The sequence below is a fragment of the Hoylesella nanceiensis DSM 19126 = JCM 15639 genome (genome assembly GCF_000379965.1).
GTDB lineage: Bacteria > Bacteroidota > Bacteroidia > Bacteroidales > Bacteroidaceae > Prevotella > Prevotella nanceiensis.
Genome location: NZ_KB904327.1, coordinates 687,656 through 705,062, shown reverse-complemented (window position 1 = coordinate 705,062; position 17,407 = coordinate 687,656). Strand labels below are relative to the sequence as shown.

Here is a 17,407-nt window from a genome sequence, read left to right as displayed (position 1 = left end):
ATTAATAACCCTTTAAATCATATTTTTATGAAACCAACATTAGTTCTTTTGGCTGCAGGTATGGGCAGCCGTTACGGCGGATTGAAGCAACTTGATGGATTAGGTCCTAATGGAGAGACCATCATGGACTATTCTATTTATGATGCAATCAAGGCTGGATTCGGTAAAATCGTATTCGTTATTCGTAAGGATTTTGAACAAGAATTCCGTGAAAAGGTGCTTTCTAAGTATGAAGGACACATTCCTACAGAGGTATGCTACCAATCATTAGATGCACTTCCTGAAGGTTTTACAGTGCCAGAAGGCCGTGAAAAGCCATGGGGAACAAACCATGCAGTGATGATGGCTAAGGATTTGATTCATGAACCATTCTGTGTTATCAACTGTGATGACTTCTATAATCGTGACTCTTTTATGGTTATCGGTAAGTTCTTAGCTGATCTTCCAGACAATTCAACAAACACTTACGCTATGGTTGGCTTCCGTGTAGGTAACACTCTTAGTGAAAATGGAACCGTTGCACGTGGTGTTTGTTCTAAAGATGAAAACGACTTACTTACAACTGTTGTAGAACGCACAGAAATTATGCGTGTTGATGGAAAAGTATCGTATAAAGATGAGAACGGAGAATGGGTAGCAATTGAAGATAATACTCCTGTTTCTATGAACATGTGGGGCTTTACTCCAGATTATTTTGCACATAGCGATGCTTATTTCAAACAATTCTTAAGCGATCCAAAGAACCAAGCTAACCCTAAAGCAGAATTCTTTATTCCTTTAATGGTAAATGAATTGGTGAACAAAGGCACTTCAACCGTAAAAGTACTAGACACTACAAGTAAGTGGTTTGGAGTGACTTATTCTGCCGACAGACAAGCAACTGTTGATAGAATCCAAGCTCTTGTTAACGAAGGAGTATATCCTAACAAGTTATTTTAAATGATAATAAGATTCTTAGAGATGAGTAGTTGATAAACGATTCATCTCTAAGACTTCTTTCGGTACAAAAGAATAAGGTTAAAATATGAATATAAATTTACTAAACGAGATAGAGATTAATACCCTGAGAAATGCCATAGAAAGTGCCGATAATATTGTTATTACCTGCCATAAAAGTCCTGATGGGGATGCTTTAGGATCGTCTTTGGCTTGGTACGACTTTTTAACTACATGCTTTAAGAAGAATGTTTCTGTTGTTGTTCCCGACGCTTTCCCCGATTTTTTGCGTTGGCTTCCTCATGTAGAAAAGGTTGTTAGACACGATAAACACCCTGAAAAAGTAAACGAACTCTTTGATTCTGCCAACTTAGTATTCTGTTTAGACTACAATACTGCAAGTAGAGTAGAGGAGATGAAAGATGCTTTAGAGGCATGCAAAGCCCCTAAAATAATGATAGATCACCATTTAAATCCTTCAATGGATACTCTATTGTGCATCTCTAATCCAGCAATTAGCAGTACAAGTGAGATCGTTTTCCGCTTGATATGGCAGATGAATTATTTTGATGCCATTGAAAAGCATTGTGCCGTAGCGATCTATTGTGGAATGATGACAGACACAGGAGGATTTACTTACAACTCTTCTTATCCCGAAATATTCTTTATTATCAGTCAGTTGCTAACAAAAGGCTTCGATAAAGATAAGATCTATCGCAACGTCTATAACAATTATAGTGCTTGGGCAATACGTTTTAGAGGTTATATGATGTGTCAAAAACTCAATGTTTTAGATGATTTCCATGCCTCATATTTCGCTATTACTCGAGAAGATATGGATAATTTCCATTTCACAAAGGGTGATGCAGAGGGTTTAGTGAACGAGCCTTTGAAGATAAAAGGAATGAAACTATCTATTGCTTTGCGTGAAGATAGTTTGAAAGAGAATACAATTTTAGTTAGTCTTCGTTCTGTTGATAACTTCCCATGTAATGAAATGGCAGCACAATTTTATAATGGTGGAGGCCATTTAAATGCAAGTGGAGGTCGCTTAAACTGCACTATTGAAGAGGCGGTGGACATCACTCGTCGTGCAATTGAGCATTATGCTCACCTCTTAAAATAAGCAGTTGTAGAGCATAAATGCTCTTCTTTAAGTTGGTTAGTTTCATAAACCGCAGCAAGAGAGAATTCTTTTGTGTTGAATGTTGATGTAAAAGAAAAACCAATCTTGTAGCTAATTAAAATAGAAAATAATAAAACAGCACTATGCACATCATAAGTCAAGTATTAATCGCTTTGGTTTCATTACTCTTTCTTTATATTATGTATCTCGAAACCATTGCAACTTCATCGGCAAAGACATCGAAAGTGTTCAATATTCCTCAAGATGTATTGAGAGAAAAGCATTTTACAACACTTATGAAGAACCAAGGAGTCTATAATGGGCTCATTGCCCTTGCCTTACTTTATAGTGCTTTTTGCTCTGAAAACGGAAAAGAATTATCTTGCATTCTACTTGTATATTGTGTTCTTGTTGCAATTTATGGGGCACTAACAAGTAGCTGGAAGATATTAATTAAGCAAGGATTTTTGCCCTTCTTGGCATTTTTATCTCTTCTAATTCTATAAAAGTTATACTTTTAGAGGGGCATTATTTAATAATTGGCGCATAAAAAACGTAAAAAGAGAAATATTCTTTCTCACTCTCTTTTCTTTTTCTTAACTTTGCAAATAAAGCTGTTGTTGCACTCATTTTGCAGTGCAATGGCGTCAATGAACATAAAGAACGCAATTAAATTTATATATTAATGAAAATAAGAAATATCACTTTATTAGCAGTATTGTTGTGTAGCATTGCCACACTTTTTTCGTGTAAAGACTCTGACACTTATGCAGATCAGAAAGAACGTGAGCGTTCTGCCATCTCAAAGTATATAAGAGATAACAATATTAAGGTTATTTCTGAAGAGGAGTTCCTTGCAAATGACACAGTAACAGACGTTTCAAAGAATGAATATGTGTTGTTTAAAAACACAGGAGTATATATGCAAATTGTTAATAGAGGAGTGGGAGAGATTCTTAAGCATAACGAAAGTGCAACCGTGTTGTGCCGTTATAAGGAGATTAACCTATTAACAGACTCATTACAATCTTCAAACTTAGATATGGCTTTTGCTTCATTGGTAGATAAAATGACAGTTCGTCGTTATTATTCTACATACAGCGCATCGTTCGATAGCGGTTCAAGTTTAATGGCACGTATATACAATAGTACATCAGTTCCTAACGGTTGGCTTGTACCTTTAGCATATATTAAGCTTGGAAGATTGGTTAATGATAGCGATAATTTAGCTAAAGTGAACCTTATTGTACCTCATTCTGAAGGACAATCAAACGCATCTCAGCGTGTTTATCCTTGTTTCTATACCGTTACTTATCAGCGAGGTAAATAATAACTAATATTGATTACTAACACAATTATTATAATTTATGACACTTATTAAATCCATTTCGGGTATAAGAGGAACGATCGGAGGAAAGCCAGGTGATACTCTTAACCCTTTAGATATCGTGAAATTTACCTCAGCTTATGCCACTTTCATTCGTAGAAGCGGTAAAAGTAAGAGCAATACCATTGTTGTTGGACGTGATGGACGTATTTCTGGCGACATGGTTCGTAACATTGTGTGTGGAACACTTATGGGTATTGGCTATGATGTCGTAAACATAGGTATGGCAACCACCCCAACTACCGAGCTTGCAGTTACAATGGAACAAGCTGCTGGAGGTATTATTATTACAGCAAGTCACAACCCTCGTCAGTGGAACGCTTTGAAACTGCTAAATGAAAAGGGTGAATTCTTAACCGCAGCAGATGGAGAAGAGGTTTTAGCTATTGCTGAAAGAGAAGACTTTGAATATGCTTCGGTAGACAACTTGGGTAAATATACAGAAGATAATTCATTCAATCAACGTCACATCGACAGTGTTCTTAATTTGAAACTTGTTGATCGTGAGGCTATAAAAAATGCACATTTTAAAGTACTTGTCGATGCAGTGAATTCTGTTGGAGGTATTATTATGCCTCAATTCTTAGATGCTTTAGGTGTTGAATATAAGGTACTTAATGGTGAACCAACAGGTGATTTTGCTCACAATCCAGAGCCATTGGCAAAGAACCTTGGCGAGATTATGGGAGAAATGGCTAAAGGTGGCTATGATCTTGGTATTGTAGTAGACCCAGATGTCGATCGTTTGGTATTTATTTCAGAGGACGGAGAGATGTTTGGAGAAGAGTATACACTTGTTAGTGTTGCTGATTATGTATTGTCAAAAACACCAGGAAACACTGTCTCTAACCTCAGCTCAACTCGTGCTTTGCGTGATGTTACTGAACGACATGGTGGCAAATACACCGCAGCAGCTGTGGGAGAGGTGAACGTTACCACTCAAATGAAGAATGTAAATGCTGTTATTGGTGGTGAAGGTAATGGTGGAGTTATTTATCCTGAGAGCCATTATGGTCGTGATGCACTTGTTGGTGTTGCCCTTTTCTTGTCACACTTAGCTCATAAAGGCTGTACAGCTAGCGAGTTAAAGGCAAGCTATCCTGAGTATTTCATGGCGAAAAACAGAATCGATCTTACTCCAACTGCAGATATAGATGCTATCCTTGCAAAGGTAAAAGAAGTGTATAGCAATGAGGAAATCATCGATATTGATGGTGTAAAGATTAACTTTGCTAATTCATGGGTACATCTTCGCAAGAGTAACACTGAGCCAATTATTCGTGTTTATAGCGAAGCTTCTACTTTAAAAGAGGCAGAAGAACTTGGTGAAAAGCTTATTGCTGTGGTGAAAAGTATGGCACAATAAGTGCAAAAGTGAATGTAACACGGTTTAAAGGTCGTTTAAAATTAGTGTATGAGTAATATTATGATGCACTGAGAATGATCTTAAAAACACATCATAATAAAGCGAATCTAAAGCAAGTAAAATTATTTTGTTTTAGATTCGCTTTTCTTTTATTCCTTATTTTTCCTCTTTTCCTAAGTGAGTTGAGTATGCTATTACAGTATGTTTTGACTCTATTTCATACGAATCATTTTTCTTTGAACTTCGTATTCCCAATCTTTTAGAACCTCTTTAATTGAAGTATAAAAAGAAGAGCAATACAAAATCATTATTTGCATCGCTCCTTTATTTTGTTATACTATCGCCTTACCCTTCAATAGTATTGTTATTTCCTACTAAAAGCAACTCTTTTAACTTCTAAAAGTATTGCTTTTGAGAGGTAATTGCATTGAGAATTTGCATGTAATAATAAGGCTTTAGTAAGTTATTTTTACAATATAAAAGTCTTAAAATGAAGAAAAAGGTAATTCTTATATTCTTTTTTATTTCTTTGTTGTACTTATATCTTTAAGATAAAATAGAAGTCCTATAGGATAAAATAAAAAGACCCATAGAGGAATTGAATTTTTTCCTATTGTATTAATAGAATATCTCCAGAAATTAATGGCACTTTTAATACGAGTAATTTTGTCAAATCTATTATCTTTTATAATTTCTGAATAGAAAAGTTGCGATGCTTTTGGGGAATTGCGATGATGCTTTCGTATATTTCTTGTCAGTCCATCTTCTAGATATTCACAATTATAAATACCCTTATTAAAGTATCTTAGTTTATATTTCTTTGCAATTTCATTCCAGACAACAGCTTCTGTTACAAATTTCTCATCTTTAAACTCTGGAAAAGGAAATTCTTTCAATATGGATGTTTTCCAGACTTCTGCCATATCTCCTTTTATTTTATAATGTATTCTAAATGAAACACTATCGGTATCTAATACCTCATAAGGAAAAGAACCGCCGATTCTTTCATTATTAGGATAGCATCTAGTTCCACAAACTCCAGCAAATAGTGGATTATCATTAATCTCTTTAATATACTGTTGAATTATTTCTAAACTGTCCTCTGGTAGAAAATCATCACTGTCAACAATGAAGAAATAATCACCTTTGGCAACTTCTACGCCTTTATTGATAGCCCTATGCTTACCACCATTTTCTTGTTTGATATAATTTATAGTGATAAGATTGTCATTTAACCATGGTTTTACGATCTCATCTGTATTATCAGTACTACCATCATTAACAAGAACCCACTCAAAATTGTTATAGGTTTGCTTCTTTAATGATTCGTATAAACGTGGTAAAGAATAAGCTCTATTGTAAGTTGGGGTGAATATTGTAATCATATTATATTGTTCTTCTTATTTTAATGAAAGAATAAAAATAGAGTATTAATCATTTTATTCTGTAAAAATTTTATTATATTTATTGTAGAATACTTGTGGAGAATATCTATTTATAAACGATTGATAAATATTTTCAGAAATATTTTCATCCTTGTCTGCTTCTAATATGGCATTTTTAAGTGCTTCTTCTGAAGGCATTTTAAAGGTCTTTATTTCTGTTTCATTGTAACATTCCAGAACAACTGGGAGCTGAGATGCTACGGTTTTACATTTATAGAAGCCTGCCTCAAGTAGTGATAAAGGGAACCCTTCTGACCTACTTGGTAGTGCATAAATATCATAATAGGGTAGATATCGGTGAGCTAAGGGCTTATTTCCAGCAAAATACACACGTTTCTCTAATTTATATTGTTTTGTAAGGGATTCAAATGTGTCTCTTTCTTTGCCATCTCCAGCGATAAATAATTTAAAGTGGGGTGGTAGCAAAGTCATTGCTTTAAGCATTACATCAATTCCTTTTCTATAAAGGAGTACGCAGTTCATACCTATGAGTGTTGAATTACCTTTAAATCCTAATAGTTCTTGTTGTTCGGTCTCACTTAATTCTGCCTTAATAATATGACGAGTATTGTAAGCATAAGTAAGTCGTTCTTTTGGTAGCCAATGTTCATAATAATGCATCATATGCTTACTGAGAGCTACAATTTTATCAAATGAACGTGCTGTGAGTAAGAAAATGATACTCATGATAATGCCTTTGATTCTAGAGTAGGTATCTGTAAAGTCTTCCCAGCAATAGCAATGCAGTGTTGTTACAAACTTTGGAGTTGGGATATTCTTACTCCTAATCTTTTTCTTATTGCGCATAACCCACAACATAGGTCCTAACCCATGTGCGTGAATAATATCATATTGAGAAATGTTATTATCTATACTTTTTGTATCACATGGAAAAGACATAGGGCTTTCTGTTGTCTTTAGATGATAGACGCAGCATTGGTGCCCATTTTCAAGAAACTGATTAACAAGGTCTAATATTACATTATTAACTCCTGTTTGCCCTAAGTGGTTTGTTATGAATGCAATTGTCATTGTATTTTTTCTTATAAATTAGAACGAGATATAGAGTCAAGCTATCTAAATATTCTTATAGATTTTTTCTTATAAATTGACTCTATATCTCAAACTTTATTTTAAAGTTGTAATTTTCTATTTACTAGATTTATTGTCTCTAATGGCAATGATAAAATTCCACAATCTTTTTCCTAGTAATCTGATAATTTTTCGTTTTAATTTAACATGCCAAGGGTTCCACGAACCTGCAAAGTGATGTATTGTATATGTATTTTTTGTGATCTTTATATCATTTACATGTTCTGTAGGACAAAAATACTCTTTAGGATAGAGTGTGAAATACCCCTCGAAATCTTGATATGTATTATCTATTTTGACATTATAGGGTTGCATCACCTCCATTATAGCTTCGACATTGGTATTTTCAATATCAAGGCTTCCATCTTCTTTTATGAAGTGTCTATTGTTATAATAATTAAGATTATCAAGTGCCCATTTGCTTCCTTTTTCACTTGCCATAATTCCCGTTGGGAAGCTTACGTAGTCTTGAAAACCAGAGAAAGCATGATGATTTAAGAAACGATCTATTGGTCTTATGACCTCAACATCGGTATCCATATATACTCCGCCTTCTGTAACTAAAGCATAAAGCCGAACTACATCTGTAACGAATGCATATTTTCTATTATCATAGGCTTCACGTGCGTAAGGATATAAATCAAGATCAAAATTATCTTCATTCCATTCTTTTATTTCGTAATCAGGACAATATTCTTTCCATGATTCTATACATCTTTTAGCTAATTTTGGTTTTTCTCCTCGTCCAAACCAACAGTAATGAATAATTTTAGGTATCATCTTTTTTCTTTTAATATTTCAACAATTCTACTACAAGCTTTGCCATCTCCATACGGATTGATTGCTTTACTCATTTTTTTATATTCTATTGGGCTGTCTATTAATAAGGATGTCTCGTCTATTATTTTTTTGTAATCAGTTCCAACGAGTTTTACAGTTCCTGCAGTTACAGCCTCTGGACGTTCTGTTGTTTCTCTCATAACAAGAACAGGCTTTCCTAATCCTGGAGCTTCTTCTTGAATGCCACCACTATCTGTTAGTATTAAATAGCTATGTTGCATTAGTAGAATGAATGTAAAGTATTCTAGGGGTTCAATGAAAAACATATTATTTTTTACAGTTTGTTCTTCATTGAATACAGTTTTGATAGCATTTCGTACATTTGGATTTAAATGCATAGGGTAAATAAAATCTATTTCAGGATATTTTTCCGTTAGGGTTTTGATTGCTTTGCACATATTAATAAAACCTTCGCCAAAGTTTTCTCTTCTATGGCCTGTTATTAATACCATTTTTTTGCCATCTTTTAACCGTGAGATATCATAACCTGCACCTAGTAATTCTTTTTTTATATCGGTTGTTAGATTTGTGTCATTTGCAAATTTATTACAAACCCAATGTAAAGAGTCTATACCTGTGTTTCCTGTTATAAAAATATTTTCTGCAGGTATAGCTTCTTGTAATAGGTTATTTTTACTGTTCTCTGTTGGTGAAAAGTGTAAACTTGCTAAACGAGCAGTTAATTGGCGGTTCATTTCTTCTGGGAAAGGATTTAAAGTATCGTAAGTTCGTAAACCCGCTTCAACATGGCCTATAGGTATCTGTTGATAGAAGGCAGCTAAGGCTGCAGCCGTACTTGTTGTTGTATCTCCATGAACCAAAACAATATCTGGAGCTACTTCTTTTAATATGTCTCGTAATCCTAATAAAACTTTAGATGTAACATCGTATAAATCTTGTCCTTGTTTCATTATTGAAAGATCATAATCTGCCTCAATCTCAAATAAGTTAAGAACTTGCTCTAGCATTTGTTTGTGTTGGCCAGTTGTGCAGACAATGGTCTTAACTTGTTCAGGATATTTTTGTAATTCTTTTATTAAAGGTGCCATTTTAATGGCTTCTGGTCGAGTTCCGAAAACTAATAAAATCTTTTTCATATGTTTTATGTTTTAATGTTGATTGGCTTTATTATATTTCTAATAGAATTCTTTGCATGGTTTCTGTATATTTGGCATAGAGGAAATAACTAAACATTATCGCAAAGAAAAGAGATAAAAGATTTTTGCTTATGTTTTTACTGTTATTTATAATGAGAGGTATTATAAAAATCTCAAATGTTGCAAACAAAGTTGATGTTCTACCTGATAGAGCTGTGTAATTACAGAAAAGAATTAGAATAAGAGTAGAATAAAAATATCCACTTTTAAAAAAATGGTAATATGGGGTTTGCTGTGAAATTTCTTTTTCTTTTAAAATAAAAAGTCCAAGAATAAAGACTTGCCAATAAATCATTGGATTCTTAAGACCTAAAGCACTAGCTACATAATCTTGTTGTGTATAAACTTCATAATTCAAGTCTTGGCTCCACGATTCAACAATTGATGATATAGATTGCATTGCAAATTGAGATAGGACAGCTGCAATAATTAAGCTTATAATTATTATTTTATTTGAGGGTTGATATCTATATATAAAGATAAATGGAATAGCAATAAATGCCAAGTGGTGGAATTGGTATGCAAGTAAAATTACTAATAAGTATTTTATATATTGTTTTTTTAATAAGTATTTTGATGCAAATATGATTAAAAGAATGGCTAAGGATGATCTCATTTGAATAAAATCACGATTGATAAGGAAACGACCAACATAATTTGCTAGACCTATTAGCGGTAGAATGCAATAGGTGTTAAGTGATTTATATAATAGAAACATAGATAACGCACCCATCATGAAAAGATAGAATGTGACATTGTTCATAATTGCTTTTACAATAGATGCAAGAAATAAATATCCTGTTTCCGCATATCCAATCTCAATATTTTCTATAGAGAAAGATGTTATGGGGGGAGATACAATAAACGCATCTTCGTAAGCCCCTTGATCAGGGAAGTTCTGTCTTAATGCAATAAGGAGTGTAATTATAATTAATGAAATTATGAGTATTAATTTTTTATTACTTTTCTTTTGAATGAGCAGATCTAGATAAAAGAGTATTTGTTGTATAAAAATGGATAAATATATCATTTTATTTGTTTTTATATGTTCTAAATGAAATCTTTCTATTATGAAATAGATGCCTTTATTCTTTTATAAAATCGTTTGCCGTAAAATAGCATCCTGAGTGTTTTATGAGCAAATCGATAATGTCCATTGCATGCAAGAAACATTAGTTTTTTTACGATAGGAGGCTCATTGAGTTGAGGTATAATTGCTTTGTAACTACTAAACTCTTGCTTGAATTCCTTAGACGTAAAGTATTGCCCTCCTAACCAAAATGCTCTTGTAAAAATTGATCTGTATAAGCAATTGTAAGCATCCCGCAAAGCGGGAGAGTCTTTTAACAAAGTTGTGAACATAGTAAGAATCTCTTTGTCCATGTCATAAGTCTTATTATCGTAATGTCGGCTTAAGGAATTGCCGTTATACATATAATGATAGAATGCAACAGGACAATAAGCTATTTTTAAATCGTGCTTAAAGAACTGAGCCATAACATACTGATCTTCGCAACCATAAATGTTATTGGGGTAACTAATGCCTAATTCTGTATATAAAGAGCGACGAATAAGCTTATTAACTGTAAAGCCCCCAATGTGGTGGAATAGATCTTTTAGCATCTGTGTAGGCTCTAGAGAAGTTGGCTTTTGTTGTAAATATTTACGTGAATACTCGTCTTCTTGGTATAAATCGCAAATAGTTATGTCTGCATTCTCATTTATAGCAGTGGCATATAATTTGTCTAATCCCTCTGCATCAACATAATCATCGGAATCGATAAAAATGGTATATTCGCCTTCTGCGATAGCTAATCCTGCATTACGTGCAGAACTTAATCCGCCATTTTCTTTATTGATTAGTTTTATGCGTGGGTCTTTTGCTGCATATTCTTCGCAGATTGCAGGACAATTATCGGGTGAACCATCATTAACTAGAATTAATTCGTAGTTTGTGAAGGTTTGTGCTAAGATGCTATCTAAAGCCCTTCTTAGTGTTTTTTCGACCTTGTAAATTGGTACGATGATTGATATTGCAACAGACATAAATAATGTTATGAGGGTATATATCTTCTTAAAGATAAATACATCTTTTATTGTGAGTATAATTTATTTAACTTATGCTTTTATAGCGCTTGTTATATCTATTATTCCTTTATATAGAGCAAATGGAAGACAATTATAAAGTTTCATCTTCTTTGATTGCTTATATTGACCAACTTGAGTATTAAGATACTTTGTCCATTCTTTTAATTGACTTTTAGCTTCATCATAAGGGAGAAAAGAAAGACGCTCGAAATGTTGCATAATCATAGTACTTAGTACTTGATGAACTTTTTCTTTCTTTGTTTTAGATAAAGTATGCTCATATTTTTTGACCATTTTATTTTGAGACTTAATCAAGTTTTCGAAGTGAGGATAGTTCTTTTTGAGATTCTCTTTAGACATACTTTGATTGTTATATCCTAAGATATAGTTATATATCAAAAGATCAAAAAAGCTAATTGTTTTGCAAACAATAACAGGGGCGATGAATAGAATCGCATCATCGTATGATTGCTTCTCTAAAAAAAGAGGTAGTAGAGGTTTGAATAATTCTGTTTTATATGTACAAGTATGGAAATTTGTTAGTGATTCGCTTCCTCTAATCTCATTCCATACAATTGTTTCTGCATCATATTCTGTGTCTTCTTTTAAGGTATGTGAGAAATCTATGTTTTGTATTACGCTTAAATCTTTTATATTTAAATGTACTGCATTGGTAAATATGAGATCACTATTAGATGATCTTAGCTTATTTAAGAATGTAATAAAGTTTTCCTTATCAAACCAATCGTCGCTATCAAGGAAACGAATATATTTTCCTTGTGCCATTTGAAGTCCTAAATTCCATGTAGATCCATGGCCTCCATTTTCTTTGTCAATTACTTTTATGAATTCTGGATACTTAGATTCGTATTCTTTTGCTATGATTGCAGAGTTATCTGGAGTTCCATCATTTATTATTATAACTTCTAAATCATTATAATATTCTTGAGGTACAATGATAGATTCAATACACTTTCTAATGTATTTCTCAACATTGTATAAAGGGATGATTATAGTTAAAAGCTTTTTCATTTGCTATTTTTTTTATCGTAAAGAACTTCTGTTAATAAAGTAGATGAAACTCCTTCAGTGTGAGGTAAGAAAATAACCTTAACCCCAACATTATTGAACTTTTCAATGATGTGATTATACATGTCACTTCCTTTCCAATCTGAGCCATGAAACATAACATCGAATTTTAGTTGCTTCCAGGCTTCCATTTTATCCATTGTTGTTTGAGGAACAACTTCATCAACATATTTAATAGCTTCTACAATTGCGATGCGCTCCTCAAATTTTATTATTGGTGTCTTTTTCTTATATTCCTCAACAACCTCATCAGTAGAAACTCCAACAATGAGATAATCACATTGTTCTTTTGCTCTTTTTAGGATATTGAGATGCCCAATATGGAACATATCAAAAACGCCTGTTGTATATCCTATAATCTTTTTCTCTGTTCTTTCCATTATTATTATTCTATCAAGTTCCACTTATCTTCTGTTAACCAGTTTGTTACTGCTCCTGAAAATCCGAGTTTTTTATATTCTTTCATGTCTGATATATAATCCGCAACAGCAATGAATACACGAATCCCCTTTGATTGAATTCGTTTAATTCCTTCATCATAAGCGTATTTTGATGAAACATTTACAACGTGGATATTGTTTTTTATGCAAAAAGCAATTAGTTCATTGTAATTGTTTGGATGGACATAGTGTTGCCTTATTGTTACGTTTTTAAACGGATATATTTTAAGGATCTTGTCATATAAAGCATATTCATAGATGTTGACAATAATCCTATCTAGTGTCTCTATTGCATTTTGTCTTTTAGCTTCTTCTACAAGATAGGTATAAGAAAGAACTGGATCATCTTTCATATCTGGAGCGATGTATGCATCTTTATGAGTATTTAAGAAGTTGATGGCTGCTTTACAATCCATAGGAGTAAATTCTTTATATATCTTATTGCTCATAAAATCTTTATAGGACATAACTACTTTTTCTTTAAGAAGATGTTGGGTATGTCCATTTTGATCTACAAAAGAATTAGATTCCTCCATGGGAACATTTGTCTGTTCAAGGTTATCATTCCACGAATGTCGTAAAATTAAAACACCATCTTTAGTGAAAGTCATATCTGAATCGTACACTCTGTTTCCTTTAGAATAGGCTAATTCCATTCCTTCTAGTGAATTGCTATAGCTTTTTCCATCTATACCTCCACCACCATGACAGATATAATGGTATTTTGTATACCATGCATCTTTCTCATCTATTAATGGCTTTAATGAAGATATGTCAACATCTTCATTATGCATTCTTTTATATTCTCTCTGTCTTGCAAAGTCTTTTCGTAGACTAAGAGTATATTCATATATTTGATCACCTCGCTTAACGAATATAGCTCCTATGCAAATAAGGAAGAGGAGTATAAGAAATATTTTTAATTTATTCTTTTTCATTTATATATTTGTGATATGAATTGTTTACATCAAAGAAAATCTCTCCATGAGTTGAAGTGCCTATTTTAAATTCTTGCCAAGACCCATAGAATGTATCGAGTATATTTTTGTAGCCTTTAGGAATTGGAATTGTTAGCATTTCAAAAGGAACTTCGATTGTTTCTTCTAAATCTTTTCTATTCCATATGCGGCGATTTTCGTATTTTCCTAATGCGAGTTTTGAAATCTTTGATGTCTTTGTATCTTTACATCTTGTTAGTTCTTTCTCATACTCCTTATAAATCTTATGAGGATTCTCAATGTATCTTACATAAGGTTGCATAAGAATATAGTATATTTTCTTTATAAAAGCTTTAAGCTTATTGTGAGGGCGTACATATCTTTCTTCTGTCCAATTGGCATATTTAAGATATTTCTTCCTTAACAGTGCAATTCGATTGCACTGTTGTTCAACTTCTTTCGTGTCTTCTGAAAGATTTTCTATAGGAAATATATCAATAAAAATACCTTGGTTAAATTTATATTTGTATTCTTTTTCTGCGTATAAGATGCCTGTAGTAGCACTATTCCTAAGTTGTGCATGACCTCTTAAAGAGCCTTTGTCAGTATCTTCTGTTTGAAAGAAATAGGGGTAGGTAAATTCTTTTGATGCAATTTTACATAGCTTGTCATAATCTTCTCTAAGCATCATAACATCAATATCATCATCCCAAGGAATCATTCCTTTATGTCGAACAGCTCCCAAAATGGTTCCAGCGTCAGCCGAAAAGCGAATATTATTTCTTTTACAGACGCTCATAAATTCATTTAAAAGATCTAGTTCAACAGCCCATAACTTTTTCATTTCAGGTGAAATAGTATAGCCATCCCTTGTCTCTTCCTTATAAAATGACTCGTCAATATGTAATTTTAAATTTATCATAATTTCTTTTTTATAAGGTTTAATGCAATAACTCTAATAAACTTGTCTTTAAAAATCCATAAGGAAGCTATGTATATTATGACTCCAATCATAAACATAAGTCCTAATGCAATATATCTATTATTAATTACTTGCATTGTTATATACATTCCAAAAAGCATAAATCCACCAGCAAGTAGCTTTTTCCAACTACTCTTTAAAAGGAATTTAAAGCTTAAGAATCCATCACAATATTTTAAATATAATATAGTGACAAGTGATTCAGCAATAAGCGAACTGATTACAGCTCCTGTACTCATTAAATTTGGAATAAGCAAAAAACTGAAAATTAAGTTTGCAATAGAACCTGCAATTAAATACTTTGAACTTCTTCCTCTATATCCAGCTGGAGTATAATAGTGGGAGCCTAGGCAATTACTTATACCTATAATGAGTATGATAGGAGAGAGAAGTTGTAACAAAATTACGGTCTTATCATATCCAGGTCCAAGGAAAATTGGAATAAAGACCTTGGAGATACCAATCATTCCAAAGGTTAATCCAAAGCCCATAAAAAGAATAAACTCTATAGACGTTTTGATTCTTTCTTTGATTTCTGTAATTTTATTTTGCATGAATAGATATGCAACTCTAGCTGTTAATACACTATTTAAAGCGGAAAAGGTTATTGACTTTGCCATATTGATAATATTTGTGGCTTGTTCGTAGTAACCATTTTCGCTTGGGTTAGATGTAATTGCTCCAATAAGAACTTTATTTAATATTGTATATATTGAAGTTGCAATTGCAGGAATGAAATATACTAATGTTTCTTTAAAGTGTACCTTTATATTTTTTAATTTAGGCTTTAACCATATTATTTCTCTTTTTAAAGGAAGCCACATTGATAAAGAGCCTATAAATGTGGAACCTGTTACGAGTAGAATATACTTCCAAAGGTCACTCTCTTCTTTTATCATCGTAAATAATAAGATGATAGTAATAATTTTTACACAAGTATTTCTATAAACAATGTATTGAAATCTTTCTAGGCCTGCATAAAACCAGGAGATGTCAAAAATAGTATTTAATAACGAAAAAGATAGAATTAGATAATATATCTTGTATGTTGGAGTTATAAAAATCCATGTACACCATGCAAGAAGAATTATAGAAGTTGTAAAGAGTAACAGAATTTCTAACTCAATAAACAAACGACTTTTCTCAAGCATGTTGTCTCTATTCCTTGCAATCTCTCTCTTTCCGTATGACATAATGCCTAAAGCTGCAAACATTGCAAAGTATAGTTGTATGGAATTGGTGTAACTATAAATACCAATTCCATCAGCTCCTAAGACTCGTGCAATATAAGGTGCTGTAATGAAAGGGGTAATAATATTAAGTATTTCATAAGCAGTACTCAATATTAAATTCTTTTTGAGTGTAGGTTGAGACATGAAGATTATTGATTTTATTCAAACATTTTCATTACTTGATCAATTATTGGAGCCATATCATAATACTTGTATTCAGCAAGTCTACCTCCAAATACAACGTTTGTTTCTTTATCTGCCAATTTCTTATATTCTTGATATAGTTTTGTATTACGCTCATCATTTACAGGATAATAAGGTTCCATGCCTGGTTTCCATTCTGTTGAATACTCTTTTGAAATGACAGTCTTATTTGTTTCATAAACCTCTTGACCGAACTTCTCAAAATGTTTATGTTCGATAATTCGTGTATAAGGAATATTGCTTTCAGTATAATTAACAACCGCATTGCCTTGATAGTTTGCCTCGTCAAGGATTTCTTCCTCAAATCTAACAGTACGATACTCTAATTTTCCAAATTGATAATCAAAATATTTATCAATTTTCCCTGTAAATACGATTTTTTCAGCAATATTATTCCAATATTCTCTATCTTCGAAATAGTCTGTATTGACTTTAGTCTCAACACCTTCTAATAGAGCATCGATCAGTTTATTATAACCTCCAACAGGAATTCCTTGATATTTGTCATTAAAATAATTGTTGTCGAAAACAAAGCGGACTGGGAGACGTTTTATTATAAATGCAGGTAGATCAGTGCATTTTCTTCCCCATTGCTTTTCTGTATAACCTTTAATTAGTTTCTCGTATATATCTTTCCCAATAAGAAGAAGAGCTTGTTCTTCTAGATTTCTAGGCTCTTTAATTCCTGCTTCATTTATCTTTTTTAGAGCTTCTTGTCTTTGTTCTTCAATTTTTGCACTTGCTTCTTCTGGTGTTTTAGTTCCCCACATTTGATAAAATGTGTTCATATTAAAAGGCAAGTTGTATAATTGTCCCAGATAATTTGCAACAGGAGAATTTGTATACCTATTAAATTCTACCAATGAATTTACAAATTCCCATACTCGTTTACTGTGTGTGTGGAATATGTGGGCGCCATATTTATGAATATTTATTCCTTCTTTTTCTTCGCAATACAGATTTCCTCCTAGTTGTGGACGTTTGTCTATAACTAAACATTTTTTACCTTGTTTATGTGCAAAATACGCAAAGGTTGCACCAAATAAACCTGAGCCTACAATTAAATAATCATATTTCATATAGTA

Annotated in this window: 17 protein-coding genes; 5 read left to right on the top strand and 12 right to left on the bottom strand. The window is 32.6% G+C overall.

Annotated features, from left to right (window positions below; all coding sequences use genetic code 11):
- The first annotated feature begins 27 nt into the window (after nt 1-27).
- The 5 genes from A3GM_RS0102950 to glmM all read left to right on the top strand — a co-directional run bounded on the left by A3GM_RS0102950 (nt 28) and on the right by glmM (nt 4,815).
- Entirely contained in the window at nt 28-939 is a 912-nt protein-coding gene (locus tag A3GM_RS0102950) for a glycosyltransferase family protein (protein WP_018361898.1), read from the top strand.
- Between the two features lie 85 nt (nt 940-1,024).
- Nucleotides 1,025-2,062: a DHH family phosphoesterase gene (locus tag A3GM_RS0102945; protein WP_018361897.1), complete on the top strand. Its 1,038-nt coding sequence runs from the start codon at nt 1,025-1,027 to the stop codon at nt 2,060-2,062.
- Between the two features lie 143 nt (nt 2,063-2,205).
- The gene (locus A3GM_RS0102935) at nt 2,206-2,568 is read left to right on the top strand and encodes a DUF1304 domain-containing protein (RefSeq protein ID WP_018361895.1); all 363 of its coding nucleotides are present in this window, start codon (nt 2,206-2,208) and stop codon (nt 2,566-2,568) included.
- Nucleotides 2,569-2,747: 179 nt separating this feature from the next.
- The gene (locus A3GM_RS0102930) at nt 2,748-3,392 is read left to right on the top strand and encodes a BamK family beta-barrel-assembly machinery protein (protein WP_018361894.1); all 645 of its coding nucleotides are present in this window, start codon (nt 2,748-2,750) and stop codon (nt 3,390-3,392) included.
- 37 nt (nt 3,393-3,429) lie between these two features.
- Nucleotides 3,430-4,815, top strand: a complete 1,386-nt coding sequence (gene glmM / locus A3GM_RS0102925) for a phosphoglucosamine mutase (protein WP_018361893.1) — start codon at nt 3,430-3,432, stop codon at nt 4,813-4,815.
- A gap of 521 nt (nt 4,816-5,336) precedes the next feature.
- Here the strand turns inward: glmM and A3GM_RS0102920 are convergent.
- From A3GM_RS0102920 to glf, 12 genes are all read right to left on the bottom strand, one after another.
- A complete protein-coding gene (locus A3GM_RS0102920) occupies nt 5,337-6,200 on the bottom strand; it encodes a glycosyltransferase family 2 protein (RefSeq protein WP_018361892.1) in 864 nt (287 codons plus the stop codon).
- 54 nt (nt 6,201-6,254) lie between these two features.
- Nucleotides 6,255-7,292, bottom strand: coding sequence for a glycosyltransferase family 4 protein (locus A3GM_RS0102915; RefSeq protein ID WP_018361891.1), 1,038 nt, complete (start codon nt 7,290-7,292; stop codon nt 6,255-6,257).
- A gap of 117 nt (nt 7,293-7,409) precedes the next feature.
- Nucleotides 7,410-8,132, bottom strand: coding sequence for a glycosyltransferase family 32 protein (locus tag A3GM_RS0102910; protein WP_018361890.1), 723 nt, complete (start codon nt 8,130-8,132; stop codon nt 7,410-7,412).
- Nucleotides 8,129-9,289: a non-hydrolyzing UDP-N-acetylglucosamine 2-epimerase gene (wecB, locus tag A3GM_RS0102905; protein ID WP_018361889.1), complete on the bottom strand. Its 1,161-nt coding sequence runs from the start codon at nt 9,287-9,289 to the stop codon at nt 8,129-8,131. Before wecB ends, A3GM_RS0102910 begins: the two co-directional genes overlap by 4 nt.
- 31 nt (nt 9,290-9,320) lie before the next feature.
- Nucleotides 9,321-10,379 (bottom strand): EpsG family protein, encoded by a 1,059-nt coding sequence (locus tag A3GM_RS10920; RefSeq protein ID WP_018361888.1) that lies wholly within the window; start codon nt 10,377-10,379, stop codon nt 9,321-9,323.
- A 38-nt stretch (nt 10,380-10,417) separates the two neighbouring features.
- Entirely contained in the window at nt 10,418-11,395 is a 978-nt protein-coding gene (locus A3GM_RS10915; RefSeq protein WP_018361887.1) for a glycosyltransferase family 2 protein, read from the bottom strand.
- A gap of 72 nt (nt 11,396-11,467) precedes the next feature.
- Complete coding sequence (locus tag A3GM_RS0102890) at nt 11,468-12,469, bottom strand: glycosyltransferase family 2 protein (RefSeq protein ID WP_018361886.1); 1,002 nt, start codon at nt 12,467-12,469, stop codon at nt 11,468-11,470.
- The gene (locus A3GM_RS0102885; protein ID WP_018361885.1) at nt 12,466-12,906 is read right to left on the bottom strand and encodes an FAD synthase family protein; all 441 of its coding nucleotides are present in this window, start codon (nt 12,904-12,906) and stop codon (nt 12,466-12,468) included. The genes A3GM_RS0102890 and A3GM_RS0102885 overlap by 4 nt, the downstream gene beginning before the upstream one ends.
- A gap of 5 nt (nt 12,907-12,911) precedes the next feature.
- On the bottom strand, nt 12,912-13,904 hold the full coding sequence (locus A3GM_RS0102880; protein WP_018361884.1) for a phosphatidylinositol-specific phospholipase C/glycerophosphodiester phosphodiesterase family protein: 993 nt from the start codon (nt 13,902-13,904) through the stop codon (nt 12,912-12,914).
- The gene (locus A3GM_RS0102875) at nt 13,891-14,826 is read right to left on the bottom strand and encodes a LicD family protein (RefSeq protein WP_018361883.1); all 936 of its coding nucleotides are present in this window, start codon (nt 14,824-14,826) and stop codon (nt 13,891-13,893) included. Before A3GM_RS0102875 ends, A3GM_RS0102880 begins: the two co-directional genes overlap by 14 nt.
- The gene (locus A3GM_RS0102870) at nt 14,823-16,262 is read right to left on the bottom strand and encodes an oligosaccharide flippase family protein (protein ID WP_018361882.1); all 1,440 of its coding nucleotides are present in this window, start codon (nt 16,260-16,262) and stop codon (nt 14,823-14,825) included. The genes A3GM_RS0102875 and A3GM_RS0102870 overlap by 4 nt, the downstream gene beginning before the upstream one ends.
- Nucleotides 16,263-16,276: 14 nt before the next feature.
- Nucleotides 16,277-17,401 carry a UDP-galactopyranose mutase gene (gene glf, locus A3GM_RS0102865; protein WP_018361881.1) on the bottom strand — a complete coding sequence of 375 codons (1,125 nt, stop codon included), beginning with the start codon at nt 17,399-17,401 and terminating at the stop codon, nt 16,277-16,279.
- Between the last annotated feature and the right edge of the window lie 6 nt (nt 17,402-17,407).

Bases quoted from the DNA above. Each gene is read 5' to 3' on its own strand.
- A3GM_RS0102950 (WP_018361898.1), top strand. From the start codon at position 28: ATGAAACCAACATTAGTTCTTTTGGCTGCAGGTATGGGCAGCCGTTAC.
- A3GM_RS0102945 (WP_018361897.1), top strand. From the start codon at position 1,025: ATGAATATAAATTTACTAAACGAGATAGAGATTAATACCCTGAGAAAT.
- A3GM_RS0102935 (WP_018361895.1), top strand. From the start codon at position 2,206: ATGCACATCATAAGTCAAGTATTAATCGCTTTGGTTTCATTACTCTTT.
- A3GM_RS0102930 (WP_018361894.1), top strand. From the start codon at position 2,748: ATGAAAATAAGAAATATCACTTTATTAGCAGTATTGTTGTGTAGCATT.
- glmM (WP_018361893.1), top strand. From the start codon at position 3,430: ATGACACTTATTAAATCCATTTCGGGTATAAGAGGAACGATCGGAGGA.
- A3GM_RS0102920 (WP_018361892.1), bottom strand. From the start codon at position 6,200: ATGATTACAATATTCACCCCAACTTACAATAGAGCTTATTCTTTACCA.
- A3GM_RS0102915 (WP_018361891.1), bottom strand. From the start codon at position 7,292: ATGACAATTGCATTCATAACAAACCACTTAGGGCAAACAGGAGTTAAT.
- A3GM_RS0102910 (WP_018361890.1), bottom strand. From the start codon at position 8,132: ATGATACCTAAAATTATTCATTACTGTTGGTTTGGACGAGGAGAAAAA.
- wecB (WP_018361889.1), bottom strand. From the start codon at position 9,289: ATGAAAAAGATTTTATTAGTTTTCGGAACTCGACCAGAAGCCATTAAA.
- A3GM_RS10920 (WP_018361888.1), bottom strand. From the start codon at position 10,379: ATGATATATTTATCCATTTTTATACAACAAATACTCTTTTATCTAGAT.
- A3GM_RS10915 (WP_018361887.1), bottom strand. From the start codon at position 11,395: ATGTCTGTTGCAATATCAATCATCGTACCAATTTACAAGGTCGAAAAA.
- A3GM_RS0102890 (WP_018361886.1), bottom strand. From the start codon at position 12,469: ATGAAAAAGCTTTTAACTATAATCATCCCTTTATACAATGTTGAGAAA.
- A3GM_RS0102885 (WP_018361885.1), bottom strand. From the start codon at position 12,906: ATGGAAAGAACAGAGAAAAAGATTATAGGATATACAACAGGCGTTTTT.
- A3GM_RS0102880 (WP_018361884.1), bottom strand. From the start codon at position 13,904: ATGAAAAAGAATAAATTAAAAATATTTCTTATACTCCTCTTCCTTATT.
- A3GM_RS0102875 (WP_018361883.1), bottom strand. From the start codon at position 14,826: ATGATAAATTTAAAATTACATATTGACGAGTCATTTTATAAGGAAGAG.
- A3GM_RS0102870 (WP_018361882.1), bottom strand. From the start codon at position 16,262: ATGTCTCAACCTACACTCAAAAAGAATTTAATATTGAGTACTGCTTAT.
- glf (WP_018361881.1), bottom strand. From the start codon at position 17,401: ATGAAATATGATTATTTAATTGTAGGCTCAGGTTTATTTGGTGCAACC.